The organism is Variovorax sp. YR566 (assembly GCF_051992195.1).
In the GTDB taxonomy this organism is placed as follows: domain Bacteria; phylum Pseudomonadota; class Gammaproteobacteria; order Burkholderiales; family Burkholderiaceae_C; genus Variovorax.
Map to the genome: position 1 here is coordinate 1,976,082 of NZ_CP197092.1, position 26,384 is coordinate 2,002,465.

The window sequence follows — 26,384 nt, forward strand, 5'->3', positions numbered from 1 at the left end:
TTGACGACCCCCACCGCCACCACCGCTGTCACGCCCGGCTTCTCGCTGAGGGCACGGCTTTTTCGCCCCGCCACCAGGCAGAAGCTGCTGGCCTTTGCCAGCCTCGTCGCGCTGATGGTGTTCTTCAGCGTCGCGTCACCGCAGTTTCTGCAGGCCGACAACCTCGTGAGCATCCTGCAGTCGACAGCGGTGAACGGCGTGCTGGCCATTGCCTGCACCTTCGTCATCATCACCGCGGGCATCGATTTGTCGGTTGGCACGCTGATGACCTTCTGCGCCGTCATGGCCGGCGTGGTGCTCACCTACATGGGCATGCCGCTCGCACTCGGCATTGCGGCCGCGATTCTCTTCGGGGCGCTGGCAGGCTTTGTCTCTGGCGTGCTGATCGCCAAGCTCAAGATACCGCCCTTCATCGCGACGCTGGGCATGATGATGCTGCTCAAGGGCTTGTCATTGGTGATCTCGGGCACCAAGCCGATCTACTTCAACGACACGCCGGACTTTCCGGCGATCTCGCAAGACTCGCTCATCGGCTACTTCATTCCGGCGCTGCCGATTCCAAATGCGGTGCTGATCCTGTTCCTGGTGGCGGTGGCCGCGAGCATCGTGCTCAACAAGACCATCCTGGGCCGCTACACCTTCGCGCTCGGCAGCAATGAAGAAGCGGTGCGCCTTTCGGGCGTGAACACCGACTTCTGGAAGATCGTGGTGTACACGGTGAGCGGTGGCATCTGCGGCATTGCGGGGCTGTTGATTGCCTCGCGCCTGAACTCGGCGCAGCCCGCGCTGGGGCAGGGCTACGAACTCGACGCCATCGCGGCCGTGGTCATCGGCGGCACGTCGCTCAGCGGCGGTACCGGCACCATCGTCGGCACGATCATCGGCGCCTTCATCATGAGCGTGCTCACCAACGGCCTGCGCATTCTTTCGGTTGCGCAAGAGTGGCAGACGGTGGTCACGGGCGTGATCATCATCCTGGCCGTGTATGCCGACATCCTGCGCCGCCGCGGCAGCAAGACGCATTGATTCCCCTCGATTTCGTTTCGTTCTACAACCACAGGAGACTTCGCATGATCCAGAGAAGAACAGCCGTTGCGTGCACGCTGGGCGCGGCGCTCATCGGCCTTGCCGGCATCGCGCAGGCACAGACGCAAGAGGTCTACATCCCGCTCGTGTCCAAGGGCTTCCAGCACCAGTTCTGGCAGGCCGTGAAGTCGGGCGCCGAGCAGGCTGCGAAAGACTACAAGGTCAAGGTCACCTTCGAAGGCCCCGAGACCGAGGCCATGGTCGACAAGCAGATCGACATGCTTTCTGCCGCGCTCGCCAAGAAGCCGCAGGCCATCGGCTTTGCCGCGCTCGACAGCCAGGCGGCCATTCCGCTGCTGAAGAAGGCGCAGGCCGCGAAGATCCCGGTGGTGGCATTCGACTCGGGCGTGGACAGCGACATTCCCGTGACCACCACGACCACCGACAACAAGGCTGCCGCCGCGCTCGCAGCCGACAAGATGGCCGAGCTGATCGGCAAGAGCGGCGAAGTCGCGCTGGTGGTGCACGACCAGACCAGCCGCACGGGCGTCGACCGGCGCGACGGCTTCGTGAACCGCATCAAGTCGACCTACCCGAACATCAAGATCGTGAGCGTGCAGTACGGCGGCGGCGACCAGCTGAAGTCGACCGAGATCACCAAGTCGATATTGCAAGCCTCGCCCAACCTCAAGGGCATCTTCGGCGCCAATGAAGGCTCTGCCATCGGCGTGGTCAACGGCGTGAAGGAGATGAAGCGCAACGGCAAGGTCGTGATCATCGGCTACGACTCCGGCAAGCAGCAGAAGAACGCCATCATGGACGGCAGCATGGCCGGCGCCATCACGCAGAACCCCGTGGGCATGGGCTACAAGACCGTCGAAATGGCCGTGAAGGCGATCAAGGGCGAGAAGCTGCCCAAGGTGGTCGACACCGGGTTCTTCTGGTACGACAAAACCAACATCGCCGATCCGAAGATCGCCTCGGTGCTGTACGACTGATCGCTCGCCCGCAAAGTCCCATGACCATCGTCCGATCCATGCGCGTGCTCGACGTGCGCTTTCCCACCTCGCAGCATCTGGACGGCTCCGATGCGATGAACCCCGACCCGGACTATTCGGCGGCATACGTCGTGCTCGAAACCGACCAGCCGGGGCTCGAAGGCCACGGCCTCACCTTCACCATCGGCCGCGGCAACGAGATCTGCTGCGCGGCCATCGAGGCGATGCGGCATCTGGTCGTGGGGCTCGACCTGGCGTGGGTGGCCGAGGACATGGGCCGCTTCTGGCGGCACGTGACATCGGACAGCCAGCTGCGCTGGATCGGCCCCGACAAGGGCGCGATTCATCTTGCGACCGGCGCGGTGGTCAACGCGATGTGGGACCTGTGGGCCAAGTCCGAAGGCAAGCCCGTGTGGCAGCTGGTAGCCGACATGAGCCCCGAGGAGCTGGTGCGATGCATCGACTTCCGCTACATCACCGACTGCATCGCGCCGGACGAGGCACTGGCCCTGCTGCGCGCGGCGGCCGTTGGCAAGGCCGAACGCATCGCCACGCTGCAGGCCGAGGGCTACCCCTGCTACACCACATCGGCCGGCTGGCTGGGCTACTCCGACGAGAAGCTGCGGCGTCTCGCGCAAGAGGCTGTGGATGCGGGCTTCAACCACATCAAGCTGAAGGTGGGGCGCGACCTGCAGGACGACATCCGCCGCCTGCGCGTGGCGCGCGAGGTGCTCGGGCCCGAGCGGCACCTGATGATCGACGCCAACCAAGTGTGGGAAGTGGGCCAGGCCATCGACTGGGTGCGCCAGCTGGCGTTTGCCAAGCCGTGGTTCATCGAGGAACCCACCAGCCCCGACGACGTGGAGGGCCACCGCAAGATTCGCGAGGGCATCGCACCGGTGAAAGTGGCCACGGGCGAGATGTGCCAGAACCGCATCATGTTCAAGCAGTTCATCATGCGCGGCGGCATCGACGTGGTGCAGATCGACGCGTGCAGGCTAGGCGGCGTGAACGAGATTCTTGCGGTGATGCTGATGGCCGCGAAGTACAAACTGCCCGTGTGCCCGCATGCAGGGGGAGTGGGGCTGTGCGAGTACGTGCAGCACCTGTCGATGATCGACTACCTCTGCATCTCGGGCACGCGCGAAGGCCGCGTGGTCGAGTACGTCGACCACCTGCACGAGCACTTCGTCGAGCCCTGCGAGATTCGCAATGCGGCCTACATGCCGCCGAAGGGCGCGGGCTTCTCGATCACGATGAAGCCGGAGTCGCTGGAGAAATACCTCTTTCGTGGATAAGGAAAGGCACTGCACAGCATGGACCTGAATCTGAAGGACAAGGTGGTGATCGTTACCGGTGGCGGCAGCGGAATCGGTGCGGCCATTTCGATGACGCTGGCACAGGAGGGCGCGGTGCCTGTGATCTGCGGGAAGAATCCGCTCGAAGCGCCTTTTGAAGAGGCATTGCGTTCGCTGCAGCCGCGTGCGCGGTTCTTCCAGTTCGAGCTGATGGAAGAAACCGCTTGTGCCAAGGCCATTGCCGATACCGCCGCCGAGTTCGGTCGCATCGATGGCCTGGTCAACAACGCAGGTGTGAACGACAGCGTGGGGCTGGAGGCGGGACGCGAGGCCTTCGTACGTTCACTCGAACGCAACCTCGTCCATTGCTACGTGATGGCGCACTACTGCCTGCCGCACTTGAAGGCCAGCCACGGTGCCATCGTCAACATCTCATCGAAGACAGCGATAACGGGGCAGGGCAACACCAGCGGCTACACGGCAGCCAAGGGCGGGCAACTGTCGCTGACGCGTGAGTGGGCTGCTTCATTGCTGGAGGACGGCGTTCGCGTGAACGCGGTGATCCCGGCCGAGGTGATGACGCCGCTGTACCAGCGCTGGATCTCCGCGTTCGACGAGCCCGATCGCAAGCTCGCGGAGATCACCGACAAGATCCCGCTTGGCCGCCGCATGACGACGCCGCAGGAAGTTGCGGACAACGTCGTGTTCCTGCTGTCGGAGCGTGCCGCGCACACCACCGGGCAATGGGTGTTTGTGGACGGCGGATATACGCATCTGGATCGGGCGCTGACCTGATTGATTCCCTGCTTTGATCGGAACAAGCCATGCGCCATTTCCTGGCCCTCGATTTGAAAGACGACCCTGTATTGATCGCCGAGTACGAGGCTTATCACCGCAGCATCTGGCCCGAGGTGCGCGAGCACCTGAATGCGCACGGCATAACGGCCATGGAAATCTACCGGCTCGGTACGCGGATGGTGATGCTGATGGAGACGGACGATGCCTGCTACAACGCCGATGCCATGGCGCTTGCCACGCGGAGCAATCCAAAGATCAGGGAGTGGGAAGAACTGATGTGGAAGTTCCAGGCGCCCACGCCCTGGACGCCTGAAGGGGAGAAGTGGGTCGCAATGACGCGGATCTTCGCTTTGTAATCAAAAGATTCAAATTTGATCCAAGATTTGACATTCTTGTCCCGTGTTTACATTTGCTGGGCACAATGCCGGCATGCCAAACATTGCATCCATCCTTAAATCTGAAATCTCGCGCGTCGCCCGCAAGGAAGTCCGCGCAGAAATGGAAACCCTCAAGAAGGCATCGGTTCATCACCGCGCGGCCATAGCGGCACTGCGCCGCCAGGTGAGTTCGCTGGAGAAGGAACTGCGCAACGTTGCCAAAGGCACGGCCCGCAGCGCACGCGCGAGCGAACCCGACGAGTCGGATGAAGGCGGAACCAAGCGCCGCTTCAGTGCCGGGCGCCTGGCTGCGCATCGCACGAAGCTGGGTATTTCCGCCGCGTCTTATGGAAAGCTGGTGGGCGTGTCGGGCCAGACGATCTACCACTGGGAACAGGGCAAGGCCCGGCCCAGGGCAGCGCAACTCGAGAACCTTGCTTCGGTGCGCGGGCTGAGCAAGCACGAAGTGGCGCAGCGTCTGGAAGCCGAGTAGCCAGCCGCCAGTGTTGGTTCAGTGATCGTGATGAAGGTAGCTCGCTTGCCTCGGCAGGCGCAGGCTCACCAGGAACGCGATCACCATCATCGCGCTCACGTACCAGAAGAATGCCGACTCGTGTCCCAGTGACTTGAGTCCCAGCGCCACGTATTCCGCCGAGCCACCGAAGATCGCGTTGGCCACGGCATAGGCCAGCCCTACGCCCAGCGCCCGTACTTCAGGCGGGAACATCTCCGCCTTCACGATCCCGCTGATCGACGTGTAGAAGCTCACGATGGCCAGCGCCACGATGATCAGCACGAAGGCCATCACCGGGCTCGTCGTGTGCTGCAGCGCAGTAAGAATTGGCACGGTCGTCAGCGCGCCGAGCCCGCCGAACAGCAGCATGTTGTTGCGCCGCCCGATGCGGTCCGACAGCGCGCCGAACACCGGCTGCATGCACATGTAGGCGAACAGCGCCCCGGTCATCACATAGCTTGCGGTCTTGATGGGCAGGTGCACCGTGTTCACCAGGTATTTCTGCATGTACGTGGTGAAGGTGTAGAAGATCAGAGAGCCGCCGGCCGTGTAGCCCAGCACCGTGAGAAAAGCGGGCGTGTGATGCCTGAACAGGCCGGCCATGCTGCCGGCCTCCTTGTTCTTCTTGGCTTCGTCGGTCTGCGTTTCATGCAGCGTGCGGCGCAGCAGCAGCGCGACAACCGCTGCGATGGCGCCGATGACGAACGGAACACGCCAGCCCCAGGCCTTGAGTTCGGCCTCGGTCAGCAGCTGTTCGAGCACCACGATCACCAGCACCGCGAGCAGTTGCCCGCCGATCAGCGTGACGTACTGGAATGACGAGAAGAAGCCGCGCTGGCCGCGCAGTGCCACCTCGCTCATGTAGGTGGCGGTGGTGCCGTATTCGCCGCCGACCGACAGCCCCTGGAACAGGCGGCAGATCAGCAGCAGGAAGGGCGCCCACGCGCCGATCTGCGCGTAAGTCGGCAGGCACGCGATGACGAGCGAGCCGGCGCACATCATCGTCACCGAGATCAGCATCGACGTCTTGCGCCCCAGCCGGTCGGCCACGCGGCCGAAGAGCCAGCCGCCGATGGGCCGCATCAGGAAGCCGGCCGCGAACACGCCGGCGGTGTTCAGCAACTGGGCGGTGGGGTCCGATTTGGGAAAGAAGGCCGGCGCGAAGTACAGCGCCGAGAACGCATACACATAGAAGTCGAACCACTCGACCAGGTTGCCGGAAGAGGCCGCCATGATCGCGAAGACGCGGTGGCGCTTTTCTTCTGCCGTGTAGTGCGGGAGTGGCGAAGCAGAGGCCGCTGGGCCTCCCGGAACAGGCGTGACTGCGCTCATGGTGCCTTCTTGTGCCGTGCAGGCAATGTTGTTGTTGCCAAAACATTCTGCGCCGGCAAGAGGCTGCGGCGTGTCGGTCAACGCCGCATCGGCCTACCCCCGAAGTGGCCTTCGGGAGGCCTTCAGGCAAGCCTAGAACGTACCCGGCAGCAGGATGCTCGAATCGACTTCGTCGATGTTCGTGCGGCCGCAGAAAGCCATCGTGATGTCGAGCTCCTTGTGGATGAGCTGCAGCGCGCGCGTTACGCCCTCTTGCCCGTAGGCGCCCAGGCCATACAGGAAGCTGCGGCCGATCATGGTGCCGCGTGCGCCCAGCGCGCGGGCCTTGAGCACGTCCTGCCCGCTGCGGATGCCGCCGTCCATCCACACCTCGATCTCGGTGCCCACCGCGTCGACGATGGCGGGCAGCGCCGCGATGGATGATGGCGCGCCGTCGAGCTGCCGGCCGCCGTGGTTCGACACGATGAGCGCATCGGCGCCGCTCGAGGCTGCAAGGCGCGCGTCTTCCACGTCCATGATGCCCTTGAGGATGAGCTTGCCGCCCCAGAGCTTCTTGATCCATTCGACATCGGCCCAGCTCAGCGCGGGGTCGAACTGCTCGGCGGTCCACGACGACAGCGACGACAGGTCTTTCACGCCCTTGGCATGGCCCGCGATGTTGCCGAAGGTGCGGCGCTTGGTGCCCAGCATGCCCATGCACCAGCGCGGCTTGGTGGCCAGGTTGATCAGGTTCTTGATGGTGGGCTTGGGCGGTGCCGTGAGACCGTTCTTGATGTCCTTGTGGCGCTGGCCGAGGATCTGCAGGTCGAGCGTGAGCTGCAGGGCTGTGACGTTGGCGGCCTTGGCGCGCTCGATGAGGCGTTCGATGAAGTCGCGGTCCTTCATCACGTAGAGCTGGAACCAGAAGGGATGGCGGTCGGTGCCTTCGGCAATGTCTTCGAGCGAGCAGATGCTCATGGTCGACAGCGTGAACGGAATGCCGAAGGCCTTGGCCGCGCGCGCACCGAGGATTTCGCCGTCGGCGTGCTGCATGCCGGTGAGGCCGGTGGGCGCAATGGCCACGGGCATTGCGGCCTCCTGGCCGACCATGGTGGTGCGGGTGGAGCGGCCTTCCATGTTTACGGCCACGCGCTGGCGCAGCTTGATCTTCTGGAAGTCGCTCTCGTTGGCGCGGTAGGTGCCCTCGGTCCAGGCGCCGGAGTCGGCGTAGTCGTAGAACATCTTCGGCACACGCCGCTTGGCGATCACCCGCAGGTCTTCGATGCTGGTGATCTTGGAAAGGTCGGACACGGGCTGTCTCCTGGCTGGTTCTTGTGGGTTGACGAAGGCGAACCGGCCATTATCGGCAGGCGCTCCGGTGCGCCATCTGAAAAAAGCCGGGCTCGCAACTGAAAAAAATTCAGATCGGTCGCTTCACTTGCGCAGGGCCTCGCGCAGCCACTCGACGAAGGTCGCGCACTCCCAGCGCTCCATGGCGCCGGGCCGCCAGCACAGGAAGTAGGCGTTCGGCGAGGGCACGCTGCGCGGCGACAGCCGCACCAGCCGCCCGTTGTCCAGCCAGGCGCTGCCCAGCCGCAGGTGCATCAGCACCACGCCGAAATCTTCAGCCGCCGCGTCGAGCGCCAGCCCGAGGTCGTTGAACTGGTGGCCCGTGGCCGGCTCGGGCAGGCCCACGCCGCAGGCCTTGAACCAGGTGCGCCACGACTCCAGCGGCGTGCGCAGCAACTGCGCGCGAGACACCTCGGCATCGGTGGCAAAGCCGTCGAAGGGGCCGTGGCGCTTCAGGTAGGCGGGGCTGCACACCGGCGAGACCTCGTCGGCCAGCAGTTGGACAAACTCGCGATCGTGAAAGGGCCCGGTGCCGAAGCGCAACTCGATGTCGGCCTCTTCGACCGTGACGTTGCGCACCGGCATGGTCACCTGCAGCATCAGCTCGATGTTCGGGTACGCGTCGCGAAACCGCGCGAGCCGCGGCAGCAGCATCTGCCGCGAGAAGGTCGGCGTGACCGCCACGCGCAGCCGCCGCACCTGCGACTCGGGCTCGCGGCCCGGCACCTGCTGCAGCGCCGCAATGGCCTCGCGCACGCGCGCCAGGTAGACCATGCCGTCGGCGCTGAGGCTGAAATCGTTGCCCACGAAGAACTTCAGCCCCAGCAGCAGTTCGAGCTGGCGGATGCGGTGGCTCACCGCGCTGGGCGTCACGCTGAGCTCTTCGGCGGCGAGGTTCACGCTGCGCAGGCGTGCAACGGCCTCGAAGGCCTGCAGGCCCTGGGTCGAGGGGAGACGCGGAGAAACCATCTTTTGCTGGCGAGGGGAGCGGGTTAGGATGGTAGCGAACGCTTTCGGCCGCTCGTGGCAGGACCATTCCCGCCTCGTGTTGCCGACTCAAAAAGATTCCAACAAAGAGGAGACAAGCGCATGGTCTGGCAACAGGTTTACAACCCGTTCGGCAACATGATCGTATCGACGGCACTGGCCGCGATACCGGTGGTGGTGATGCTGGTATGCCTCGGGTTGCTTCACGTCAAGGCGCACTACGCGGCGGGGCTCGGCCTGCTGAGTGCGGTGGTCATCGCGGTGTTCGCTTTCGGCATGCCGGCCGACATGGCGGGCAAGGCGGCCTTTCTGGGCGGCATCACCGGCCTGCTGCCCATCGGCTGGATCGTGCTGAACATCATCTTCCTGCAGCAGCTCACGCAGCAGAACGGCAGCTTCCAGATACTGCAGGACTCCATTGCCGGCATCACGGAAGACAGGCGCCTGCAGCTGCTGCTCATCGCCTTTGCCTTCGGCGCCTTCTTCGAGGGTGCGGCCGGCTTCGGCACGCCGGTGGCGGTCACGGCGGCCATTCTCATCGGGCTGGGCTTCTCGCCGCTCGCGGCCTCGGGACTCTCGCTCATTGCCAACACGGCGCCGGTGGCCTTCGGCGCGCTGGGCACACCGGTCATCACGCTGGCCAAGGTGCACGGCTACGACCTGATGGCGGTCACCGCGATGATCGGGCGGCAACTGCCGTTCTTCTCGCTGCTGGTGCCGTTCTGGCTCATCTGGGCCTTCGCGGGGCGCAAGGGAATGATGGAGGTGTGGCCGGCCATCCTGGTGACGGGCGTGTCCTTTGCGATTCCGCAGTTCCTGGTGTCGAACTACATCGGTCCCGAGCTGGTGGACATCATCGCAGCCATCGTGTCGATGGTTTGCCTGGTGCTGTTCCTGCGCGTGTGGAAGCCTAAGAAGATCTGGACCTCGGTGTCGCTCAAGGGGCACGAAACCGACGGCGGCGACGCCGGCCCGGCCGTTGCGCCCGCGAAGCATTCGAGCGCCGCCGTGATCCGCGCCTGGACGCCGTGGCTCATCCTCACCGTGTTCGTGTTCATCTGGGGCCTGCCTGTGGTGAAGACCTGGCTCAACGGCATCTTCGCGCCCAACTTCCCCATCGACGGGCTGCACAACATGATCGAGAAGGTGGCGCCCGTGGTGCCCAAGCCGACGAAGGAGGGTGCGGTGTACCAGCTGCTGCTGCTCTCGGCCACGGGCACCGGCATCCTGGTGTCGGCCATCGTGGGCGGGCTGGTGATGAAGTACAACCCCATCCAGCTCGTGGCCGCCTATGGTCGCACGCTGTGGCTGGTGAAGTTCTCGCTGCTCACCATCATGCTGATGCTCGCGCTGGGCACGCTCACGCGCTACTCGGGGCTGGACACCACGCTGGGGCTGGCCTTTGCCAACACCGGCATGTTCTACCCGTTCTTCGGCACGCTGATGGGCTGGCTGGGCGTGGCGCTCACGGGCTCCGACACGGCGTCGAACGTGCTCTTCGGCGGCATGCAGAAGGTGGCGGCCGACCAGCTGGGCCTGAGCCCGAACCTGATGGGCGCGGCCAACAGCTCGGGCGGCGTGATGGGCAAGATGATCGATGCACAGTCGATCGTGGTTGCCTCCACCGCCACGCGCTGGTTCAACCACGAAGGCGAGATCCTTCGCTACGTCTTCTTCCACTCCATCGCGCTGGCCTGCCTCGTGGGCTTCTACGTGACCTTGCAGGCTTATGTGTGGCCGTTCACGCTGATGGTCGTGAAGTGACGAGCGCGGCTGTCAGCGCCTGAAGCAAGCGGCGCAGGTCGTCGACCGCTTCGCGCGCGAGTGCGGCGTCGCCCATCTGCGCCTTGACGATGGCGCCATCGACGCCCAGCGCGGCTGCTTGTGCGATGGCCGTGCGTTGCGGTCCATCGGGCAACAGCCCGGCAATCACCTCGACCATCTCGCGCTTGTGCTCGCGCGCGATGTCGCTGGCACCGGCCACGCTCGTGCCCACTTCCACCACCGAGTTGATGAACGCGCAGCCGCGGAACACCGGGTCGGCAAACCACTCGGCCATCACGTCGGCCAGCATCTCCAGCGCCTGTGCATCGCCGATGCGCTGCTGCGCGCCACGCCGGCCCAGCGCATCGATGAACCATGCCATCCATCGCCCGTGCCGGTGGTCGAGAAAGGCTCGCACCAGATCGTCTTTCGAAGGAAAGTGCCGGTAGAAGGTGACCTTGGTGACGCCCGACGCGGCAATGACGCGGTCGATGCCGGTGGCGCGAATGCCGTCGGCATAGAAGAGGTCGTGCGCGGTGAGAAGGATGCGCTCGCGCGCAGGCAGCGCAGAGATGATGGAGATGTCCATGCCGCGATTGTAGGCATGTAGACAGGTCTGTCTACATGTGGCACATTGCGGCGCATTCCCCTTCACCACTTCAACGAAAGACCCTCATGGAATCCCGCCCGCCGCTGCCGCCCTTCACCCTTGAGTCGGCCACCAGGAAAGTCCAGGCTGCCGAAGACGCCTGGAACTCGCGCGACCCCGTGCGCGTGAGCCTGGCCTACACGCCCGACACCGAATGGCGCAACCGCGCCGAGTTCGTCAATGGCCGCGAGCAGGTGGTCGAATTCTTGTCGCGCAAGTGGGTGCGCGAGCTCGACTACCGGCTGAAGAAGCAGCTATGGGCCTTCATGGACAACCGCATCGCGGTGCGCTTCGAGTACGAATGGCATGACGACGCGGGCCAGTGGTATCGCAGCCACGGCAACGAGAACTGGGAGTTCGCGGAGAACGGCCTGATGCAAAGGCGCTTTGCGAGCATCAACGACCAGCCCATCAAGGAGGCGGATCGAAAGTTCCACTGGGCGCGCACCTGACCCGGCCGGGGTGCTTCGGGCACGGCTGTTGCTTGCTTTTGGTGCATGGAGACGCCCGTACTGAACCCGACCGCCAGCCACCCGCTCTGGCAGCACCAGCTAGGCCTGCTGCTTGAGTCGACGGGCGAGGGCATCTTCGGCATCGACCTCGACGGTCATTGCATGTTCATCAACCGGGCCGGCGCGCAGATGCTCGGCTACGAGGTGCGCGACGTGCTCGGTTCGAACATGCACGAGCTCACGCACCACTCGCACCCCGACGGTTCGCACTACGCCGACACCGACTGCCCCATCTTCAACGCCTTCAGACGCGGCCTGCCGTGCCGCATCGACACCGAGGTGTTCTGGCGCCGCGACGGCACCGCCTTCGCGGTCGAATATTCGAGCCACCCCATCATGGATGGCGCTCAGGTGCGCGGCGCCGTCATCACCTTCGTCGACATCACCGAACGCCGCCGCCAGGCCGAGGCCTTGCAGCAGGCAAAGGACGAACTCGGCCTGCGCGTGCAGGAGCGCACCCGTGAGCTCAGCGACGCGCTGGTGCAGCTGCGTGAACTCTCTGCCTGGCTCGACAAGGTGCGCGAGGACGAGCGAACCCGCATCGCGCGCGAGGTGCACGACGAGCTCGGAAGCCTGCTGGTGGCGCTGAAGATGGACGTCAACTGGATCGGCAAGCGCCTGGGCGAACAGCAGGAGCGCACGCCCGACGCGGCACAAGCCATGCGCGACCAGATGCGCTGCAAGTGCACGAACATGAGCCAGCTCATCGAACGCGCGGTAGACAACGTGGGGCGCATCATCACCGACCTGCGTCCCAGCATCCTCGACCATCAGGGCCTGTGGGCCGCGCTCGAATGGCAGGCGCACGAGTTCGTGCAGGCGGCGGAGCTCGAACTGGATTGGCGCTTCGACGTGCCGCTTGGCGTGGAGCTGCCCGAGCCCGCTGCCATTGCGGTGTTTCGCATCTTCCAGGAGATGCTGAGTAATGTCGGCCGGCATGCGCGGGCGCGCAGTCTCGAGATCCGCATCGGTGTCGAACAAGAGCAACTGAGCATCAGCGTGCGCGACGACGGTGTCGGCGCACCGGCGCAGGCCTTCGAGGCTGCCACTTCCTATGGCGTGCTCGGCATGCGGGAACGTGCACGCCACTTCGGCGGGCGCGTCGACATCGAAAGCCGGGTGGGTGAGGGCAGTACCTTCTGTCTGCACTTGCCGCTGCCATGAGCCCCTGTCTTTCGATCTGCTGCGTCGGTTCGGGGCGCGATCATGCCGACGGGGAAACATCGCGGAGGGGAGCACCCGGTGTCATCCGCACGCACCCCGAACAAGGACAAGAAAACACGGACCAATGAGATGACCGACATCCGCGTACTGATAGCCGACGACCACCGCATCGTGCGAGAGGGCCTCAAGCAGATGCTCGGCGACCTCTCCAACGGCCTGCCCGCAATGACCGTCCGTGCCGAGGCGCAAACAGGCCCCGAAGTGCTGGAAATGGTACAGGCGCTCGGAGGCCAGGAAGGCCTCGACGTGGTCCTGCTCGACATCGCATTGCCGGGCCGCGACGGCCTCGACGTGCTGCAGGCCCTGCGCAAGCAGTGGCCCACGCTCCCGGTGCTGATGCTCAGCACGTACCCCGAGAAGCAGTACGCCGTACGCTGCATCAAGCTCGGCGCCTCGGGCTATCTCAATAAGAGCGCCGACGCCGACGACATGGTCGGTGCGGTGCGCAAGGTGGCGGCCGGTGGGTTGTATGTGTCGGCGGCCACGGCCGAGGCACTGGCCACCGCCGTGGGCCGTGGCGCCGGGCAGGGCGCCGAAATGCTCTCGCACCGCGAGCATCAGGTGTACCGCCTGCTCAGCGCCGGGCACAGCGTGAGCGAAATCGGTGCGCAGCTGGGCCTGGCGCCCAACACCGTGAGCACCTACCGCGCGCGCATCCTCGAAAAGACCGGCACCAAGAACGACGTGGAACTGGCCCTGTATGCCGAACGCCACGGCAAGCAGGGTGCGACTGGCTGAAAACACGGCCGGTGTGCACCGGCTTGTAGTGCCAGCCCTACAAGGCCTCGACATCGGCGGCACGATCTGGAGCCGCAACGCGTCGAAAGGGAGTTGCGGCGCATTTCCGGCCCGGCGCTTGCAACGGCTGCTGCATCTTTCCAACGAGGTGCACCACCATGTCCAGCCCGCGCGAACAGACCGCCTGCGATCCCTACGATGCCGACCGGCCACTGAAGATGCGCTGCGCCTGCGGGCGCGTGCACGGCGCGGGTGTGCGGCCAGAAGACAAGCTCGAAGCCAGCCTCATGAAGGCGCTGTTCCCTGTCGACAGCGTGCGGCGCGGCTTCCTGCGCGCCGTTGGCGCCAACACCGCGCGCGCCGCCATCGCCTCGGTATTTCCGCTCGGCGCGCTGCAGGCCATGGCGCAGGAGAAAGCGCCGCTCGAGAAGACCAGGCTCAAGATCGGCTTCATTCCAATCACCTGCGCCACGCCGCTCATCATGGCGCACCCGCTGGGCTTCTATCAGAAGCAGGGCCTCGACGTGGAAGTGGTGAAGACGGCGGGCTGGGCGCTCATCCGCGACAAGATGCTCAACAAGGAGTACGACGCCACGCACTTCCTGTCGCCCATGCCGCTGGCCATTTCGATGGGCGCGGGCTCCAACGCGGTGCCCATGAACGTCGCGACCATCCAGAACACCAACGGCCAGGCCATCACCCTGGCCAACAAGCACAAGGACAAGCGTGACCCGAAAACCTGGAAGGGCATGAAGTTCGCCGTGCCCTTCGAGTACAGCATGCACAACTTCCTGCTGCGCTACTACGTGGCGGAAGCGGGCCTGAACCCCGACACCGACATCCAGATCCGCGTGGTGCCGCCGCCCGAGATGGTGGCCAACCTGCGCGCCGGCAACATCGACGGCTACCTCGGCCCCGACCCGTTCAACCAGCGCGCCGTGTTCGAGGAAATCGGCTTCATCCACCTGCTCACCAAAGAGCTGTGGAACGGCCACCCGTGCTGCGCCTTCGGCTCCTCGACCGAGTTCATCGAGAAGAACCCCAACACCTTCGCCGCGCTGGTGCGCTCGGTGCTCACCGCATCGGCCATGGCGCGCGACCCGAAGAACCGCGAGCTCATCGCGAAGGTGATCGCGCCCGCGCAGTACCTGAACCAGCCCGAGACCGTGCTCATGCAGGTGCTCACCGGCAAGTTTGCCGACGGGCTGGGCAACATCCGCACCGTGCCCGACCGGGCCGACTTCGACCCTATTCCCTGGCAGTCGATGGCCGTTTGGATGCTCACGCAGATGAAGCGCTGGGGCTACGTGAAAGGCGACATCAACTACAAGCAGATCGCCGAAAAAGTCTTCCTGCTCACCGACGCGAAGAAGCGCATGAAGGACCTGGGCCAGGCCGTGCCCGATGGCGCCTACCCCAAGTTCACGATCATGGGCAAGGTGTTCGATCCGGCGAAGCCCGACGACTACGTCAAGAGCTTCGCCATTGCGAAGATGGCCTGAGCCATGCCGAAGAAGGCCCTCTCGTTCAAGGCGGCGCTGGTGTCGCTGCTGATGTTCCTGCTGCTGGTCGGCGTGTGGCAGCTGGCGACCGCACCGATCACCGGTGTCTCCGCCGCGACTGGCATGACAGCCGAGCAGATCGAATACCAGAAGATGCTTGGCAAGGACCCGACGCAGGGCCAGGTGAAGAGTTCGGGCTTTCCCACGCCGGCCGAGATGGGCGCCACCGCGTGGAAGCACCTGTCGAATCCGTTCTATGACAACGGGCCCAACGACAAGGGCATTGCCATCCAGTTGGCCTATTCGCTGGCACGCGTGGGGTTGGGCTTTGCGTTGGCGTGCCTGGTTGCCGTGCCGCTGGGCTTCGTCATCGGCATGTCGCCGCTGCTGCACAAGGCATTCGATCCGTTCATACAGGTGCTCAAGCCGATCTCGCCGCTGGCGTGGATGCCGCTGGCGCTCTACACCATCAAGGACTCGTCGGTCAGCGGCATCTTCGTGATCTTCATCTGCTCGGTGTGGCCGATGCTGCTGAACACGGCCTTCGGCGTGGCCTCGGTCAAGCGCGAATGGCTCAACGTGGCCAGCACGCTCGAGGTGAAGCCGCTGCGCCGCGCGTTCCGCGTGATCTTGCCGGCGGCAGCGCCGACCATCCTCACGGGCATGCGCATCAGCATGAGCATTGCGTGGCTTGTCATCGTGGCGGCCGAGATGCTGGTGGGCGGCACGGGCATCGGCTACTTCGTGTGGAACGAGTGGAACAACCTGTCGCTCACCAACGTGATCTTCGCGATCTTGCTGATCGGTGTCGTGGGCATGCTGCTCGACCAGGCCTTCGCGGGCCTGCAGCGGAAGGTGACGTATGTGGAGTGAGCGCACCGATCTTGCGACCCAAGGCGAAGTCATGACTCAACCCGTTGCACCCACTGCCGCCGTGGAGGCGCCAGGCGCCCGCGGCTTCCTGCGCATCGAAGGGCTCGCCAAGGCCTTTGTGTCAACACGGCCTGTGTTCGCGGACGTGTCGTTCACCCTCGACCGTGGCGAATTCGTCTGCATCATCGGCCACTCGGGCTGCGGCAAGACCACCATCCTCAACGTGCTGGCAGGCCTCGACCAGGCTAGCGCAGGCCACGTCTTCATGGACGGGCGCGAGGTGGCGGGCCCCAGCCTGGAGCGCGGCGTGGTGTTCCAGAGCCATGCGCTCATGCCGTGGCTCACCGTGCGCAAGAACATCGCGTTCGCCGTGGTTTCGCGCTGGCCCGACTGGTCGGCCGCACAGGTCGATGCACAGGTGGAGCGCTTCGTTGCCATGGTCGGCCTGCAGGCGGCCATTGACAAGAAGCCGTCGCAGCTTTCGGGCGGCATGAAGCAGCGCGTGGGCATTGCGCGTGCCTTTGCCATCCAGCCCAAGATGCTGCTGCTCGACGAGCCCTTCGGCGCACTCGATGCGCTCACGCGCGGCACCATTCAAGATGAATTGATGGCCATCGTGCGGCAGACGCAGCAGACCGTCTTCATGATCACGCACGACGTGGACGAGGCCATCCTGCTGGCCGACCGCATCCTGCTGATGACCAATGGCGCCGACCTGCCGCAGGGCGGCTACCGTGCGGGGAACATCGTCGAAACGGTAGTCAACCCGCTGCCGCGCGAGCGCACGCGCGCCTCGCTGCACCACCTCGACGGCTACTACGCGCTGCGCAATCACATCGTCGACTTTCTCGTCACGCGCGCGAAGGCGTCGTGAGCCTTCCGCTTTTCTTCAATCCAATCAGGAGCAAACCCGCATGAACCGCAACGACGTCACCGAGAAAATCATCACCGTCAAGGTGAGCAAGGGCATCCAGTGGGCCGACGTGGCCAGGAAGGTCGGTCTCTCGAAAGAGTGGACCACCGCCGCCTGCCTCGGCCAGATGACGCTCGACGACAAGCAGGCCAAGGTCATCGGCAAGATCTTCGGCCTCACGGTCGAGGAACAGAAGTGGCTGCAGGTGGTGCCCTACAAGGGCTCGCTGCCCACGCCCGTGCCGACCGATCCGCTCATCTACCGCTGGTACGAGGTGGTGAGCGTGTACGGCACCACCATCAAGGAGCTGATCCATGAAGAGTTCGGCGACGGCATCATGAGCGCCATCGACTTCAGCATGGACATCCAGCGCCAGGCCGACCCGAAGGGCGACCGCGTCAACGTGGTGCTGTCGGGCAAGTTCCTGCCGTACAAGACCTATTGAATTACTGGACGTACACGGAGGGATGCGGCTTCTGCCTGCCGGGCGGCCGCATCGCTCCGGCCGTGATGCCGTAGCCTTCGATGGCCCCGGCAATCGACCGGGCCACGGCATCCACCGGCACTGCAAGCCGCCGGTTCGTGCGCATGCGTTCCCGGGCGTAGCTGGCCGCGATGCGCTCGGCCAGCGGGTCGCTCGGGCCGTTCACGTCGGGGCTCACCACCGTCACGTGCAGGCGGCCGGCATGCTCCTGCCGTAGCCCCTCGGAGATCGCGTTCACCGCGTACTGCGTGCCGTGGTACACGGCCGAGTTGGGCGACACGCCCTGCATCGCCACCGGCGCCACGTTCACGATGTGGCCCCAGCCCTGCTCCTGCATCGTCGGCAGCACGGCCGCGATGCCGAGCAGCACGCCGCGCAGGTTCACATCGATCATGAGTTCCCATTCCTCGATCTTGCGGTTCCACAGCGGCGACATCGGCATCACGCCCGCGGCGTTGACGAGCACGTCGATCTGCTCATGCGTCTCGAGGGCGAATTCGGCAAAGGCTTCCACGTCGGGCCGGTGCGTCACGTCGAGCCGCTGGAAGCTCGCCGTGCCGCCCGTGGCCTCGATTTCGGCCACGAGTGCCGCGAGCCTGTCGGTGCGGCGCGCACCGAGCACCACCTTGGCGCCGCGCCGCGCAAGCAGCCGCGCGGTCGCTTCGCCGATGCCGCTGCTCGCGCCGGTGATGAGAACGACTTTTTCCTGGATTGCGGTCATGGAGAACTCCTCGTGCTGGTCTGGTTGCCGTGGGGCTCACACAGAAAAGAGCGTGAGCCGGGCATGGAAAGAAGTTTCGCTTCCGAGGTGCTTGAGGTGGTATCCGAATCGAACGTGGTTTTTGCCTGATCCTGCAAAACGCGAGGCCGACCCGGCCGCCGTTCAGCGCCGCGTAGTGCTTTTGCTTTCGCGGTAGAGCACCATGCCGGCGTGGTACAGCACGCCTTCGCGGAACTCGCCGTCCGCTGTGAAGCCGGTGTCGTCGACGTAGTCGATGTGATTGCCGGTGAGCGTGTAGCGGCCCTGGTAGGCGCTCTGGCGCGTGCCGCGGGCTTCGTCGTAGCGGCCGTTTGGAAGCAGTTCGTGGCGGATATGACCGTCTTGTGTCACCCACATGCCCACGTAGCGGTTCGGGTCTTCGAGCAGCCTGGGGCGTTGCGCCTGGGCCTGCGAAGGCCCGGAGGCCATGGCGAGGGACAGCGAGAGCGCGGTGATTGCGCCGGTGCGATGTGCGGTGTTCATGGTGCGCCTTGGGTCGTGAATGGAAGGAGCGTCCATTCTTGAAAAAGGCGCGGGTCGGGCGGTAGTCGCTTTATGCGAGTTTCTTGCCTGATTCCCCGAAGGCCGGGGATTGGTGCCGTACGCCTGATGCATCCATCGGTAAGTCGCTTCACACCATGTTGCCGAGATTGAGCCGAGCTCGGAAATCGATGATGCTCCGTCGATGGACAAATCTCCCGAGATCCCGGCCCGCCCGCGCATCTACCTGGCGGGCCCGGACGTCTTCCGTCCCGACGCGAGAGATCACTTCATCCGGCTGACTGCCGCGTGCGATGCGGCCGGCCTCGCGGCACTGCTACCCGCCGACGGCAACGAGGAGCAAACCTCCGACGCCCCGGAAATGCAGATCTACAAAGCCAACATGCAGCGCCTTCGCAGCGCAGACGGCGTCGTTGCCAACCTCCAGTGCTTCAGAGGCATGGAGCCCGATTCCGGCACGGTGTTCGAAGTTGGCGCGGCGATTGCGCTGGGGATTCCGGTGGTGGCCTACGGCGTGCCCGAAGGCAGCTATGCAGACCGCGCGCGGGCGGCATTGCAGTGCGAGGTCGACGCGAATGACGTGCTGCGCGAAAGCGGCACCGGCATCGCGGTCGAAGACTTCGGCCAGCCGCTGAACCTGATGCTGGCCTGCTCGATCCACATCGAGCCGACGCCGGAAGCTGCGTTGAAGAAGATGGCCGCGCTACTGGCTGTCCGCCACGCGACAGAGGCTGGAAACCCCTGATCGAAGCTCCGTTCATCAGCACCTAGGATGGTGCTCCCTTCAAATCGGAGCACCGCATGCCCACCACCGAGACCCACTTCGAACTGACCGCCCACGACGGCGTCACGGTGGAGGTCCATCGCTGGCAGGGCGCGACGCAGCGTGCCGTCATCCAGCTGGCGCACGGCATGGGCGAGCATTCGCTGCGCTACCGGCATCTGGCGGATGCGCTGGTGCAGGCCGGCTACGTGGTCTATGCGAACGAGCACCGCGGCCATGGCAAGGGAGCCTCAGAGCGCGGCGAACTGGGCGAGTTCGGACCGCGCGCGTTCGCCGGGCTGGTGGACGACATGGCGCTGCTGAGCCATCACGTGCGCGGCGTGCATCCCGGCCTGCCGCTGATTCTTGTGGGCCACAGCATGGGCTCGTTCGCCACGCAGTACTACCTCGTCAAACACAGCGCACTGCTGGCGGGCGCGGTGCTCTCGGGCACTTCGGCGCTCGACTTGCTGGGTGCCGCATTGCAGTCTGGCTTCAAGCTGGAAGACATGAACGCCGCATTGCCAGACGTTCGCACGCCCTTCGACTGGCTCAGCCGCGATCCGGCGCAGGTCGATGCCTACATTGCCGATCCGCTGTGCGGCTTCACGGTATCGGCCGAGGGGCTGGGTTCGATGTTCGCGAATCTCGCCGACCTGACGCCTGCCGCGATGCGCAAGCACATCCGGCCCGAGCTGCCGCTCTATCTGTTCATCGGTGATGAGGACCCGGTCAGCAACAAGGCCGAGTGGTTCTATCCGCTGGTGCAGCGCTACCGCGAGGCGGGGCTGCGCGATGTGTCGTGCCACGTGTTCGGCGGCGCGCGACACGAGACGCTGAACGAGGTCAATCGTGAGGAAGTCGAGGCAGTGTTGCTGGCTTGGATTGCGCGGGTGGTGGGGAAGCGCTGAGCGCTGCCCCGTCTACTTCCTGCAGTCGCCGCCGACGGACACGGTGCCGTCCTTGCATTCGGTGAGGATCGGTTCGCCCGACGATATGGGCGGGACCGCCGGGGCCGAGCCCGGCCCGGACCCGGCGTCCTTCAGGTACACGACCTTCTTGCTGCCGAGCTCGCAGCTGCCCACCACCTGGCCGTTCGCCGATGCGTTGGCATCGATGACGGTGACGGTGAAGCGCGCCACGCCGGCCGCGGCAATCTTCGATTCGACGCGGGTGCGCAGGGCTTCGCAGTCTTCGGCCCCGTGCGCAGTGCCTGCCGCGCCAGCCAGGGCCAGCGCGGCGGGAAGCATTGCGAGCCAAGGCTTCATGGCTGCCACCCGCTCGATACCCATCAGCCCTGGGCCGACGCCAGCGCCGCGTTGAGCGTGGCGCTCGGGCGCATCACGGCTTCGAACTTGGCGGGGTCCGCCAGGTAGTAGCCGCCGATGTCCACCGGCTTGCCCTGCACGGCCGAGAGTTCGTCGACGATCTTCTGCTCGTTGCTGGCGAGCGTGCCGGCCAGCTTCACGAACTGGGCCTGCAGTTCCTTGTCGTCCGTTTGCGCGGCGAGTTCCTGCGCCCAGTACATGGCCAGGTAGAACTGGCTGCCGCGGTTGTCGAGCTGGCCGGTCTTGGGCGACGGGTTCTTGTTGTTGTCGAGCAGCTTGCCGGTGGCGGTGTCGAGCGTCTTGGCCAGGATGGCGGCCTTCTTGTTGCCGGTCTTCAGGCCCAGGTCTTCCAGGCTCACGGCCAGCGCGAGGAATTCGCCCAGCGAGTCCCAGCGCAGGTGGTTTTCTTCCACCAGCTGCTGCACGTGCTTGGGGGCCGAGCCGCCCGCGCCGGTCTCGTACAGGCCGCCGCCGGCCATCAGCGGCACGATCGACAGCATCTTGGCCGAGGTACCCAGTTCCATGATGGGGAACAGGTCGGTCAGGTAGTCGCGCAGGATGTTGCCGGTGGCGCTGATGGTGTCCAGGCCGCGCACGACGCGCTCCAGCGTGTAGCGCATGGCGCGCACCTGGCTCATGATCTGGATGTCCAGGCCCGAGGTGTTGTGCTCGTGCAGGTACATCTTGACCTTGGTGATCAGCTGCGCCTCGTGCGGGCGGTAGGCGTCCAGCCAGAACACCACCGGCATGCCCGAGTTGCGCGCACGGGTAACGGCCAGCTTGACCCAGTCGCGGATCGCGGCGTCCTTGACCTGGCACATGCGCCAGATGTCGCCTTGCTCCACGTTCTCGCTCATCAGCACTTCGCCGCTGTCCAGGTCGGTGATGTTGGCGACGCCGTCCTCCGGGATCTCGAAGGTCTTGTCGTGCGAGCCGTACTCCTCGGCCTTCTGGGCCATGAGGCCCACGTTGGGCACCGTGCCCATGGTCTTGGGGTCGAAGGCGCCGTGCCACTTGCAGAAGTTGATGATCTCCTGGTAGATGCGGGCGAAGGTCGATTCGGGCATCACGGCCTTCACGTCCTTCAGGCGGCCGTCGGCGCCCCACATCTTGCCGCCGTTGCGGATCATCGCGGGCATCGAGGCGTCCACGATCACGTCGTTGGGCGAATGGAAGTTGGTGATGCCCTTGGCCGAGTCGACCATGGCCAGCTCGGGGCGGCCCTCATGGCAGGCGTGCAGGTCGCGCTTGATCTCGTCCTGCGTGCTCTGCGGCAGCGTGGCGATCTTGTTGTAGAGATCGATCATGCCGTTGTTGACGTTGATGCCCAGCTCGTCGAACAGCTTGCCGTGCTTCTCGAAGGCTTCCTTGTAGAAGATCTTCACGCAGTGGCCGAACACGATGGGGTGCGAGACCTTCATCATGGTGGCCTTGACGTGCAGCGAGAACATGACGCCGGTCTTGTGCGCGTCCTCGATCTCCTTTTCATAGAAGGCCAGCAGTGCCTTCTTGCTCATGAACATGGAGTCGATGACCTCGCGGTCCAGCAGCGCGACCTTGGGCTTGAGCACGATGGTCTTGCCGCTCTTGGTGATCAGCTCCATCTTGACGTTGCGCGCGCGGTCCAGCGTCATGGACTTTTCGCCATGGTAGAAGTCGCCGCCGTGCATGTGCGAGACGTGCGAGCGCGAGGCCTGGCTCCAGTCGGCCATGCTGTGCGGGTTCTTGCGTGCGTATTCCTTCACGGCCTTGGGCGCGCGGCGGTCGGAGTTGCCTTCGCGCAGCACCGGGTTCACCGCGCTGCCGGTGCACTTGTTGTAGCGCGCGCGGATGTCCTTGTCCTCGTCCGAGGTCGGGTTCTCCGGGTAGTCGGGGATCTTGTAGCCCTTGCCCTGCAGTTCCTTGATGGCCGACTTGAGCTGGGACACCGAGGCGCTGATGTTGGGCAGCTTGATGATGTTGGCCTCGGGCTTGAGCGTGAGCTTGCCCAGTTCGGCCAGGTTGTCGGGCACCTTCTGGTCGTCGCTCAGCAGCTCGGGAAATTCGCCCAGGATGCGGGCCGCCACGGAGATGTCGCTGGTGGCCACGTTGATGCCGGCCGGGTTGGTGAAGGCGCGGATGATGGGCAGAAACGCGTAGGTCGCCAGCAGGGGCGCCTCGTCGGTGAGGGTGTAGACGATGGTGGGTTGCTTCGAGCTCATGCGCTTGCTTCCGTAGATCCTGGGTTGTCGGGTTGGCTGGAACTTCCGGCGGAACGGGGATAGGGGTGTTTTCGCCGGAATCCCCGATTGTCGCCCGGCTGGGGCCGGGTTTGGCCGGATGGGGCCCGATGACCCCCCTTCGGCGGGCGCTTTAAGGCTTCAGCATTTCCCGCGCCAGGTCGACAAAAGCGCGCAGCTTGGGTGCCTGCGCCGCGCGGCGCGGAAAGTACAAAAACAGCCCCGGTTCGTCGAAAGCCGTGCGCGGCAGCAGCTGCCGCAGGCGGCCGTCGCGCAGTTCGGCGCGCACCAGCGGCTCGAAGATGTAGGCAATGCCCACGTCGGCCAGTGCCAGATCGCGGGCATACAGCGCGTCGGTGACGCGCACCGTGCCCGGCACTTCGACCGACACGTGGGCGCCTGCTTTGTCGCGCAGGTCCCAGGCGTACACGCCGCCCGAAGTCACGAAGCGAAAGCCGATGCAGTTGTGCTGCTGCAGCGCGTCGATGTTGCGCGGCTCGCCGGCCGCAGCCAGGTAGCGCGGCGTGGCCACCATGATGGCCTGGAAGGGCGGCGTGAGCCGCACGGCGACCATGTCTTGCGCCACCGTGTGGCCCAGACGCACGCCCGCGTCGTGGCCGCCGGCGACGATGTCGGCCAAGCCATCGTCGCAGGTAATTTCGACCGTGAGTTCGGGGTGGCGGCGCGACATTTCGGCCACCAGCGGCGTCATGGCCAGCGGCAGCGCCACGTGCGGCGCGTTGATGCGCAGCACGCCGCTCACGCGCCCCAATGCTTCACCGAAGCGGTCGACCGCATCGGCAATCTCGCCCATGGCGGGGCTGAGCATGCCGATGAAGCCGGCGCCGGCCTCGGTGAGCCGCACGCTGCGGGTGGTGCGTGCGAACAGCGGCTGGCCCAGGTGGTCTTCGACGGCGCGCACCGCGTGGCTCACGGCCGAGGCGCTCATGCCCAGTTCGGCCGCGGCAGCCGCGAAGCCGCCGCGCCGGTGCACCGCCAGCACGATCGCGAGGTGCGGGAGCAGGGTGCGGTCCATTCATGCATCGTATCGCAAGGTGCATTCGATTTGAACCGTCTAGTCGATGAATGCGATTGCTGGAACAGTCACGCCATGCCTCTCCAACAACCCGCAAATACCGAAGGAGCCACCCTCATGTCCACCACCGCCAACACTCCCGAAACCCGCAAGACGTGGTTCATCACCGGCGCTGCTTCCGGCTTCGGCCACGCCTTTGCCGAACACGCGCTGGCGCAGGGCCACAACGTGGTCGCCACCGCCCGCGACGCCGGCCGCCTCGCCGATCTCGTGGCGCTGGCGCCCGACCGCGTGCTGGCCACGCCGCTCGACGTGGACGCAGCCGGCGCAGCCGAAGCCGCCGTTCAAGCCGCGGTCGCGCGCTTCGGCCGTATCGACGTGCTCATCAACAACGCCGGCTACGGCGTGGTCGGCGCGCTAGAAGAAACCCCCGACGCCGAGCTGCGCGCCCTGATAAACACCAACTTCTTCGGCGCCATGGCCGTCACCCGCGCCGCGCTGCCGGTGCTGCGCGCGCAGCAGTCGGGCGCTATCGTCAACATCTCCAGCCTGGGCGGGCAGTTGTCGTTCTCGGGCTTCAGCGCGTACTCGGCCTCCAAGTTCGCGCTGGAGGGCGCTTCGGAAGCGCTGGCGCAGGAGGTCGCGCCCTTCGGCATCAAGGTGCTGATCGTCGAGCCGGGCCAGTTCCGCACGCAGCTCGCGGGCAGCGGCATGCGCCACATGCCGGTGATCGAGGCCTACCAGCCGGTGGTGGGCGCCACGCGCGAGTTCGCGCACACCATGCACAACACGCAGGCCGGCGATCCGCGCAAGGCCGCGGCAGCCATCGAAAAGGCGCTGGACGCCGAACACACGCCGCTGCGCCTGCAACTGGGCGACGATTCGGTCGATGCGGTGCGTGCGCATGCGCAGGCGCTGCTCAAGGACATGGAGGCCTGGGAGGCCGTGAGCCGCAGCACGAACTTCGACGCGGCCTGAAGAGACGCTTCAGTCGAGCGGCAGCTCGATGGTGGCCGCGAGCGGCACCGTGTCGATGCGCGCCGCGCTGGCCACGATGACCGCCTGCTTCGACTGGTCCGCAAAGCCGGTGAGCGTGGCCCACAGGCAGCGGGTCGACGGCGCATCGAGCCCGGCCGTCGGCTCGTCGAGCAGGATGAGCGGGCGGCCCGATGCAAGCCCGGCTGCCATCCACACCTTGCGCTTCGAACCGGTCGAGAGCATGAACATCTTCTTGTCCAGATGCGGGGCGAGCGCAAAGCCGTCGGCAATGGCCTGCCACTTCGCGTCGCTGAAGCCTGCGTCGCCCTCGACGAGCGAGGCCGTGCATTCGCGTGCGGTGAGCTGGTCGAAGCGGTCGGTCACCGGATCGACGAAGAACACCTGGCGGCGATAGGCCTCGGGCGCGGTATCGAGGCTCACCCCCGACACCGTCAGCCGCCCGGTGGCGGGCAGCGTGCCTGCAATCACCTGGAGCAGCGCCGATTTGCCGGTGCCCGTGTCGCCATAGAGCAGCGTGACGCCCGGGCCGATGGATGCGCTCCAGTTCGACACCAGCGCAGGCTGGTCGGGGTACGCGAAGCGCAGCGCATCGATCCGGAGAAGGGGAGGAGAAGAAAGATTCATGGTCGGGCCGACTTTAGCAAGCGACCCTCGCGCAACGCCCAGGCCGTGGCTACCATTCGGCTCCATGAAAAAGCTGTTGCCGCTGCTGCTCGCCCTGCCGTTCACCGCCCCCGTGCTCGCCGCGCCGTCCGCGCAGGTGTTCGATGCCGTGAAGAAGCCCGAGTCGCTCGATGCGCAATGGCGAGCGCACCTCTGTGCCTTGCTGCCGCAGCCCTGCGACGTGCAGGAGCTCGGCCTGTACCGCCCGCGCGGCGCTTCGCCCAATGACTACGTGGTGCTCTCTGGCGAGCCGTTGGTCATGGCGCGCATCAAGCGAGGCATCGATGCGAAGAGCTGGCAGCTCGATCGCCTCCATGACTTCTCGGACTACGCGCAGGGCCTGAAGAAGGACGCCGACCGGCCCGACACGCACCTGTCGCTTGCGCCCGCGCTCTACCCGCTGGCTGAAGGCAAGTGGGCCGTGGCCGTGCTGCAGACCGTGTTCGAGGGGTACTCCGGCGGTGGCGCCTCGTTCGACACGGCCGACTTCATCCCGCTCGAAGGCGGCAAGGCCGTGCAAGAAGGCATTCCGTTCTCGTGCTTCAAGATGATCCGCGCCTGCTTCAGTGAGAAGGAATACAAGACCTCGAAGCACTGCCACGACGAAAGCAACGGCAGCCTGCGCATCGCCTACGGCGAAGCCGCGAAGCCGGGTGCGCCGTATGAGTGGCAATACACCTGGCTGCAGAGCGAGTGGCCGCAGAACGAGCCGAAAAGCTCAGCGAGCAGCACGCGCATCCGCTTCACCGCGAAGACCACCGAACGCGCGGATTTCTGCGGCGGGCCGCAGTAAGGCA

General features: G+C 65.3%; 28 protein-coding genes. 18 read left to right on the plus strand and 10 right to left on the minus strand.

Annotated features, from left to right (window positions below; all coding sequences use genetic code 11):
* The 6 genes from ACTG4X_RS09130 to ACTG4X_RS09155 all read left to right on the plus strand — a co-directional run bounded on the left by ACTG4X_RS09130 (nt 1) and on the right by ACTG4X_RS09155 (nt 4,990).
* Nucleotides 1–1,026 carry an ABC transporter permease gene (locus tag ACTG4X_RS09130; RefSeq protein ID WP_093049123.1) on the plus strand — a complete coding sequence of 342 codons (1,026 nt, stop codon included), beginning with the start codon at nt 1–3 and terminating at the stop codon, nt 1,024–1,026.
* A gap of 44 nt (nt 1,027–1,070) precedes the next feature.
* Nucleotides 1,071–2,024 (plus strand): ABC transporter substrate-binding protein, encoded by a 954-nt coding sequence (locus ACTG4X_RS09135; RefSeq protein WP_097199861.1) that lies wholly within the window; start codon nt 1,071–1,073, stop codon nt 2,022–2,024.
* A gap of 20 nt (nt 2,025–2,044) precedes the next feature.
* Nucleotides 2,045–3,322 (plus strand): L-fuconate dehydratase, encoded by a 1,278-nt coding sequence (locus ACTG4X_RS09140; protein ID WP_307613677.1) that lies wholly within the window; start codon nt 2,045–2,047, stop codon nt 3,320–3,322.
* An 18-nt stretch (nt 3,323–3,340) separates the two neighbouring features.
* Complete coding sequence (locus ACTG4X_RS09145; RefSeq protein WP_093049131.1) at nt 3,341–4,117, plus strand: SDR family oxidoreductase; 777 nt, start codon at nt 3,341–3,343, stop codon at nt 4,115–4,117.
* A 29-nt stretch (nt 4,118–4,146) separates the two neighbouring features.
* Nucleotides 4,147–4,476: an L-rhamnose mutarotase gene (locus ACTG4X_RS09150; protein WP_093049134.1), complete on the plus strand. Its 330-nt coding sequence runs from the start codon at nt 4,147–4,149 to the stop codon at nt 4,474–4,476.
* Between the two features lie 73 nt (nt 4,477–4,549).
* Nucleotides 4,550–4,990, plus strand: coding sequence for a helix-turn-helix domain-containing protein (locus ACTG4X_RS09155; RefSeq protein ID WP_093075688.1), 441 nt, complete (start codon nt 4,550–4,552; stop codon nt 4,988–4,990).
* A gap of 18 nt (nt 4,991–5,008) precedes the next feature.
* On the opposite strand, the gene ACTG4X_RS09160 is transcribed toward ACTG4X_RS09155, so the two are convergent.
* From ACTG4X_RS09160 to ACTG4X_RS09170, 3 genes are all read right to left on the minus strand, one after another.
* Nucleotides 5,009–6,343, minus strand: a complete 1,335-nt coding sequence (locus tag ACTG4X_RS09160) for an MFS family transporter (RefSeq protein WP_093050355.1) — start codon at nt 6,341–6,343, stop codon at nt 5,009–5,011.
* A 132-nt stretch (nt 6,344–6,475) separates the two neighbouring features.
* Entirely contained in the window at nt 6,476–7,633 is a 1,158-nt protein-coding gene (locus tag ACTG4X_RS09165) for an alpha-hydroxy acid oxidase (RefSeq protein WP_093049139.1), read from the minus strand.
* A gap of 123 nt (nt 7,634–7,756) precedes the next feature.
* Nucleotides 7,757–8,641 carry a LysR substrate-binding domain-containing protein gene (locus ACTG4X_RS09170; protein ID WP_440533662.1) on the minus strand — a complete coding sequence of 295 codons (885 nt, stop codon included), beginning with the start codon at nt 8,639–8,641 and terminating at the stop codon, nt 7,757–7,759.
* Nucleotides 8,642–8,761: 120 nt separating this feature from the next.
* Between ACTG4X_RS09170 and ACTG4X_RS09175 the strand changes: the two genes are divergently transcribed.
* Nucleotides 8,762–10,423: an L-lactate permease gene (locus ACTG4X_RS09175; protein WP_440533663.1), complete on the plus strand. Its 1,662-nt coding sequence runs from the start codon at nt 8,762–8,764 to the stop codon at nt 10,421–10,423.
* On the opposite strand, the gene ACTG4X_RS09180 is transcribed toward ACTG4X_RS09175, so the two are convergent.
* Nucleotides 10,401–11,012, minus strand: coding sequence for a TetR/AcrR family transcriptional regulator (locus ACTG4X_RS09180; RefSeq protein ID WP_440533664.1), 612 nt, complete (start codon nt 11,010–11,012; stop codon nt 10,401–10,403). The two genes, ACTG4X_RS09175 and ACTG4X_RS09180, sit on opposite strands and share 23 nt — an antisense overlap.
* Before the next feature lie 86 nt (nt 11,013–11,098).
* Here ACTG4X_RS09180 and ACTG4X_RS09185 point away from each other — a divergent pair, with 86 nt between their 5' ends.
* From ACTG4X_RS09185 to cynS, 7 genes are all read left to right on the plus strand, one after another.
* The gene (locus ACTG4X_RS09185) at nt 11,099–11,524 is read left to right on the plus strand and encodes a nuclear transport factor 2 family protein (RefSeq protein WP_097199855.1); all 426 of its coding nucleotides are present in this window, start codon (nt 11,099–11,101) and stop codon (nt 11,522–11,524) included.
* Nucleotides 11,525–11,569: 45 nt separating this feature from the next.
* The gene (locus tag ACTG4X_RS09190) at nt 11,570–12,748 is read left to right on the plus strand and encodes a PAS domain S-box protein (protein ID WP_440533665.1); all 1,179 of its coding nucleotides are present in this window, start codon (nt 11,570–11,572) and stop codon (nt 12,746–12,748) included.
* Between the two features lie 129 nt (nt 12,749–12,877).
* Nucleotides 12,878–13,546, plus strand: coding sequence for a response regulator transcription factor (locus tag ACTG4X_RS09195; protein ID WP_440534375.1), 669 nt, complete (start codon nt 12,878–12,880; stop codon nt 13,544–13,546).
* Between the two features lie 218 nt (nt 13,547–13,764).
* Nucleotides 13,765–15,048: a CmpA/NrtA family ABC transporter substrate-binding protein gene (locus ACTG4X_RS09200; protein WP_440534376.1), complete on the plus strand. Its 1,284-nt coding sequence runs from the start codon at nt 13,765–13,767 to the stop codon at nt 15,046–15,048.
* 3 nt (nt 15,049–15,051) lie between these two features.
* Complete coding sequence (gene ntrB, locus ACTG4X_RS09205; RefSeq protein ID WP_440533666.1) at nt 15,052–15,921, plus strand: nitrate ABC transporter permease; 870 nt, start codon at nt 15,052–15,054, stop codon at nt 15,919–15,921.
* Nucleotides 15,922–15,952: 31 nt separating this feature from the next.
* Nucleotides 15,953–16,795, plus strand: coding sequence for an ABC transporter ATP-binding protein (locus ACTG4X_RS09210; RefSeq protein ID WP_440533667.1), 843 nt, complete (start codon nt 15,953–15,955; stop codon nt 16,793–16,795).
* Nucleotides 16,796–16,835: 40 nt separating this feature from the next.
* Nucleotides 16,836–17,279: a cyanase gene (gene cynS, locus ACTG4X_RS09215; RefSeq protein WP_093049166.1), complete on the plus strand. Its 444-nt coding sequence runs from the start codon at nt 16,836–16,838 to the stop codon at nt 17,277–17,279.
* Nucleotide 17,280: 1 nt separating this feature from the next.
* Here the strand turns inward: cynS and ACTG4X_RS09220 are convergent, their stop codons facing one another.
* Nucleotides 17,281–18,039: an SDR family oxidoreductase gene (locus tag ACTG4X_RS09220; RefSeq protein WP_093172261.1), complete on the minus strand. Its 759-nt coding sequence runs from the start codon at nt 18,037–18,039 to the stop codon at nt 17,281–17,283.
* Between the two features lie 162 nt (nt 18,040–18,201).
* Complete coding sequence (locus ACTG4X_RS09225) at nt 18,202–18,561, minus strand: Atu4866 domain-containing protein (protein WP_256328808.1); 360 nt, start codon at nt 18,559–18,561, stop codon at nt 18,202–18,204.
* 202 nt (nt 18,562–18,763) lie between these two features.
* Between ACTG4X_RS09225 and ACTG4X_RS09230 the strand changes: the two genes are divergently transcribed.
* On the plus strand, nt 18,764–19,324 hold the full coding sequence (locus ACTG4X_RS09230; RefSeq protein ID WP_097199852.1) for a nucleoside 2-deoxyribosyltransferase: 561 nt from the start codon (nt 18,764–18,766) through the stop codon (nt 19,322–19,324).
* A gap of 56 nt (nt 19,325–19,380) precedes the next feature.
* On the plus strand, nt 19,381–20,253 hold the full coding sequence (locus ACTG4X_RS09235; RefSeq protein WP_097199851.1) for an alpha/beta fold hydrolase: 873 nt from the start codon (nt 19,381–19,383) through the stop codon (nt 20,251–20,253).
* 12 nt (nt 20,254–20,265) lie between these two features.
* On the opposite strand, the gene ACTG4X_RS09240 is transcribed toward ACTG4X_RS09235, so the two are convergent.
* The 3 genes from ACTG4X_RS09240 to ACTG4X_RS09250 form a co-directional block, all read right to left on the minus strand.
* Entirely contained in the window at nt 20,266–20,610 is a 345-nt protein-coding gene (locus tag ACTG4X_RS09240; protein WP_097199850.1) for a DUF1161 domain-containing protein, read from the minus strand.
* Between the two features lie 23 nt (nt 20,611–20,633).
* Complete coding sequence (locus tag ACTG4X_RS09245; protein WP_093049177.1) at nt 20,634–22,871, minus strand: NADP-dependent isocitrate dehydrogenase; 2,238 nt, start codon at nt 22,869–22,871, stop codon at nt 20,634–20,636.
* A gap of 151 nt (nt 22,872–23,022) precedes the next feature.
* Nucleotides 23,023–23,925 (minus strand): LysR family transcriptional regulator, encoded by a 903-nt coding sequence (locus ACTG4X_RS09250; RefSeq protein ID WP_093049179.1) that lies wholly within the window; start codon nt 23,923–23,925, stop codon nt 23,023–23,025.
* A gap of 117 nt (nt 23,926–24,042) precedes the next feature.
* Here ACTG4X_RS09250 and ACTG4X_RS09255 point away from each other — a divergent pair, with 117 nt between their 5' ends.
* Entirely contained in the window at nt 24,043–24,903 is an 861-nt protein-coding gene (locus tag ACTG4X_RS09255; protein ID WP_440533668.1) for an oxidoreductase, read from the plus strand.
* Between the two features lie 9 nt (nt 24,904–24,912).
* On the opposite strand, the gene ACTG4X_RS09260 is transcribed toward ACTG4X_RS09255, so the two are convergent.
* A complete protein-coding gene (locus ACTG4X_RS09260; RefSeq protein WP_097199847.1) occupies nt 24,913–25,548 on the minus strand; it encodes an ABC transporter ATP-binding protein in 636 nt (211 codons plus the stop codon).
* 64 nt (nt 25,549–25,612) lie between these two features.
* On the opposite strand from ACTG4X_RS09260, the gene ACTG4X_RS09265 reads away from it, so the two are divergent.
* Nucleotides 25,613–26,380 (plus strand): hypothetical protein, encoded by a 768-nt coding sequence (locus ACTG4X_RS09265; RefSeq protein WP_097199846.1) that lies wholly within the window; start codon nt 25,613–25,615, stop codon nt 26,378–26,380.
* The last annotated feature ends 4 nt before the right edge of the window (nt 26,381–26,384 follow it).

Coding starts and splice junctions, on each gene's coding strand:
- ACTG4X_RS09135 (WP_097199861.1), top strand. CDS start 1,071: ATGATCCAGAGAAGAACAGCCGTTGCGTGCACGCTGGGCGCGGCGCTC.
- ACTG4X_RS09140 (WP_307613677.1), top strand. CDS start 2,045: ATGACCATCGTCCGATCCATGCGCGTGCTCGACGTGCGCTTTCCCACC.
- ACTG4X_RS09145 (WP_093049131.1), top strand. CDS start 3,341: ATGGACCTGAATCTGAAGGACAAGGTGGTGATCGTTACCGGTGGCGGC.
- ACTG4X_RS09150 (WP_093049134.1), top strand. CDS start 4,147: ATGCGCCATTTCCTGGCCCTCGATTTGAAAGACGACCCTGTATTGATC.
- ACTG4X_RS09155 (WP_093075688.1), top strand. CDS start 4,550: ATGCCAAACATTGCATCCATCCTTAAATCTGAAATCTCGCGCGTCGCC.
- ACTG4X_RS09160 (WP_093050355.1), bottom strand. CDS start 6,343: ATGAGCGCAGTCACGCCTGTTCCGGGAGGCCCAGCGGCCTCTGCTTCG.
- ACTG4X_RS09170 (WP_440533662.1), bottom strand. CDS start 8,641: ATGGTTTCTCCGCGTCTCCCCTCGACCCAGGGCCTGCAGGCCTTCGAG.
- ACTG4X_RS09175 (WP_440533663.1), top strand. CDS start 8,762: ATGGTCTGGCAACAGGTTTACAACCCGTTCGGCAACATGATCGTATCG.
- ACTG4X_RS09180 (WP_440533664.1), bottom strand. CDS start 11,012: ATGGACATCTCCATCATCTCTGCGCTGCCTGCGCGCGAGCGCATCCTT.
- ACTG4X_RS09185 (WP_097199855.1), top strand. CDS start 11,099: ATGGAATCCCGCCCGCCGCTGCCGCCCTTCACCCTTGAGTCGGCCACC.
- ACTG4X_RS09190 (WP_440533665.1), top strand. CDS start 11,570: ATGGAGACGCCCGTACTGAACCCGACCGCCAGCCACCCGCTCTGGCAG.
- ACTG4X_RS09195 (WP_440534375.1), top strand. CDS start 12,878: ATGACCGACATCCGCGTACTGATAGCCGACGACCACCGCATCGTGCGA.
- ACTG4X_RS09200 (WP_440534376.1), top strand. CDS start 13,765: ATGCGCTGCGCCTGCGGGCGCGTGCACGGCGCGGGTGTGCGGCCAGAA.
- ntrB (WP_440533666.1), top strand. CDS start 15,052: ATGCCGAAGAAGGCCCTCTCGTTCAAGGCGGCGCTGGTGTCGCTGCTG.
- ACTG4X_RS09210 (WP_440533667.1), top strand. CDS start 15,953: ATGACTCAACCCGTTGCACCCACTGCCGCCGTGGAGGCGCCAGGCGCC.
- cynS (WP_093049166.1), top strand. CDS start 16,836: ATGAACCGCAACGACGTCACCGAGAAAATCATCACCGTCAAGGTGAGC.
- ACTG4X_RS09220 (WP_093172261.1), bottom strand. CDS start 18,039: ATGACCGCAATCCAGGAAAAAGTCGTTCTCATCACCGGCGCGAGCAGC.
- ACTG4X_RS09225 (WP_256328808.1), bottom strand. CDS start 18,561: ATGAACACCGCACATCGCACCGGCGCAATCACCGCGCTCTCGCTGTCC.
- ACTG4X_RS09230 (WP_097199852.1), top strand. CDS start 18,764: ATGGACAAATCTCCCGAGATCCCGGCCCGCCCGCGCATCTACCTGGCG.
- ACTG4X_RS09235 (WP_097199851.1), top strand. CDS start 19,381: ATGCCCACCACCGAGACCCACTTCGAACTGACCGCCCACGACGGCGTC.
- ACTG4X_RS09240 (WP_097199850.1), bottom strand. CDS start 20,610: ATGAAGCCTTGGCTCGCAATGCTTCCCGCCGCGCTGGCCCTGGCTGGC.
- ACTG4X_RS09245 (WP_093049177.1), bottom strand. CDS start 22,871: ATGAGCTCGAAGCAACCCACCATCGTCTACACCCTCACCGACGAGGCG.
- ACTG4X_RS09250 (WP_093049179.1), bottom strand. CDS start 23,925: ATGGACCGCACCCTGCTCCCGCACCTCGCGATCGTGCTGGCGGTGCAC.
- ACTG4X_RS09255 (WP_440533668.1), top strand. CDS start 24,043: ATGTCCACCACCGCCAACACTCCCGAAACCCGCAAGACGTGGTTCATC.
- ACTG4X_RS09260 (WP_097199847.1), bottom strand. CDS start 25,548: ATGAATCTTTCTTCTCCTCCCCTTCTCCGGATCGATGCGCTGCGCTTC.
- ACTG4X_RS09265 (WP_097199846.1), top strand. CDS start 25,613: ATGAAAAAGCTGTTGCCGCTGCTGCTCGCCCTGCCGTTCACCGCCCCC.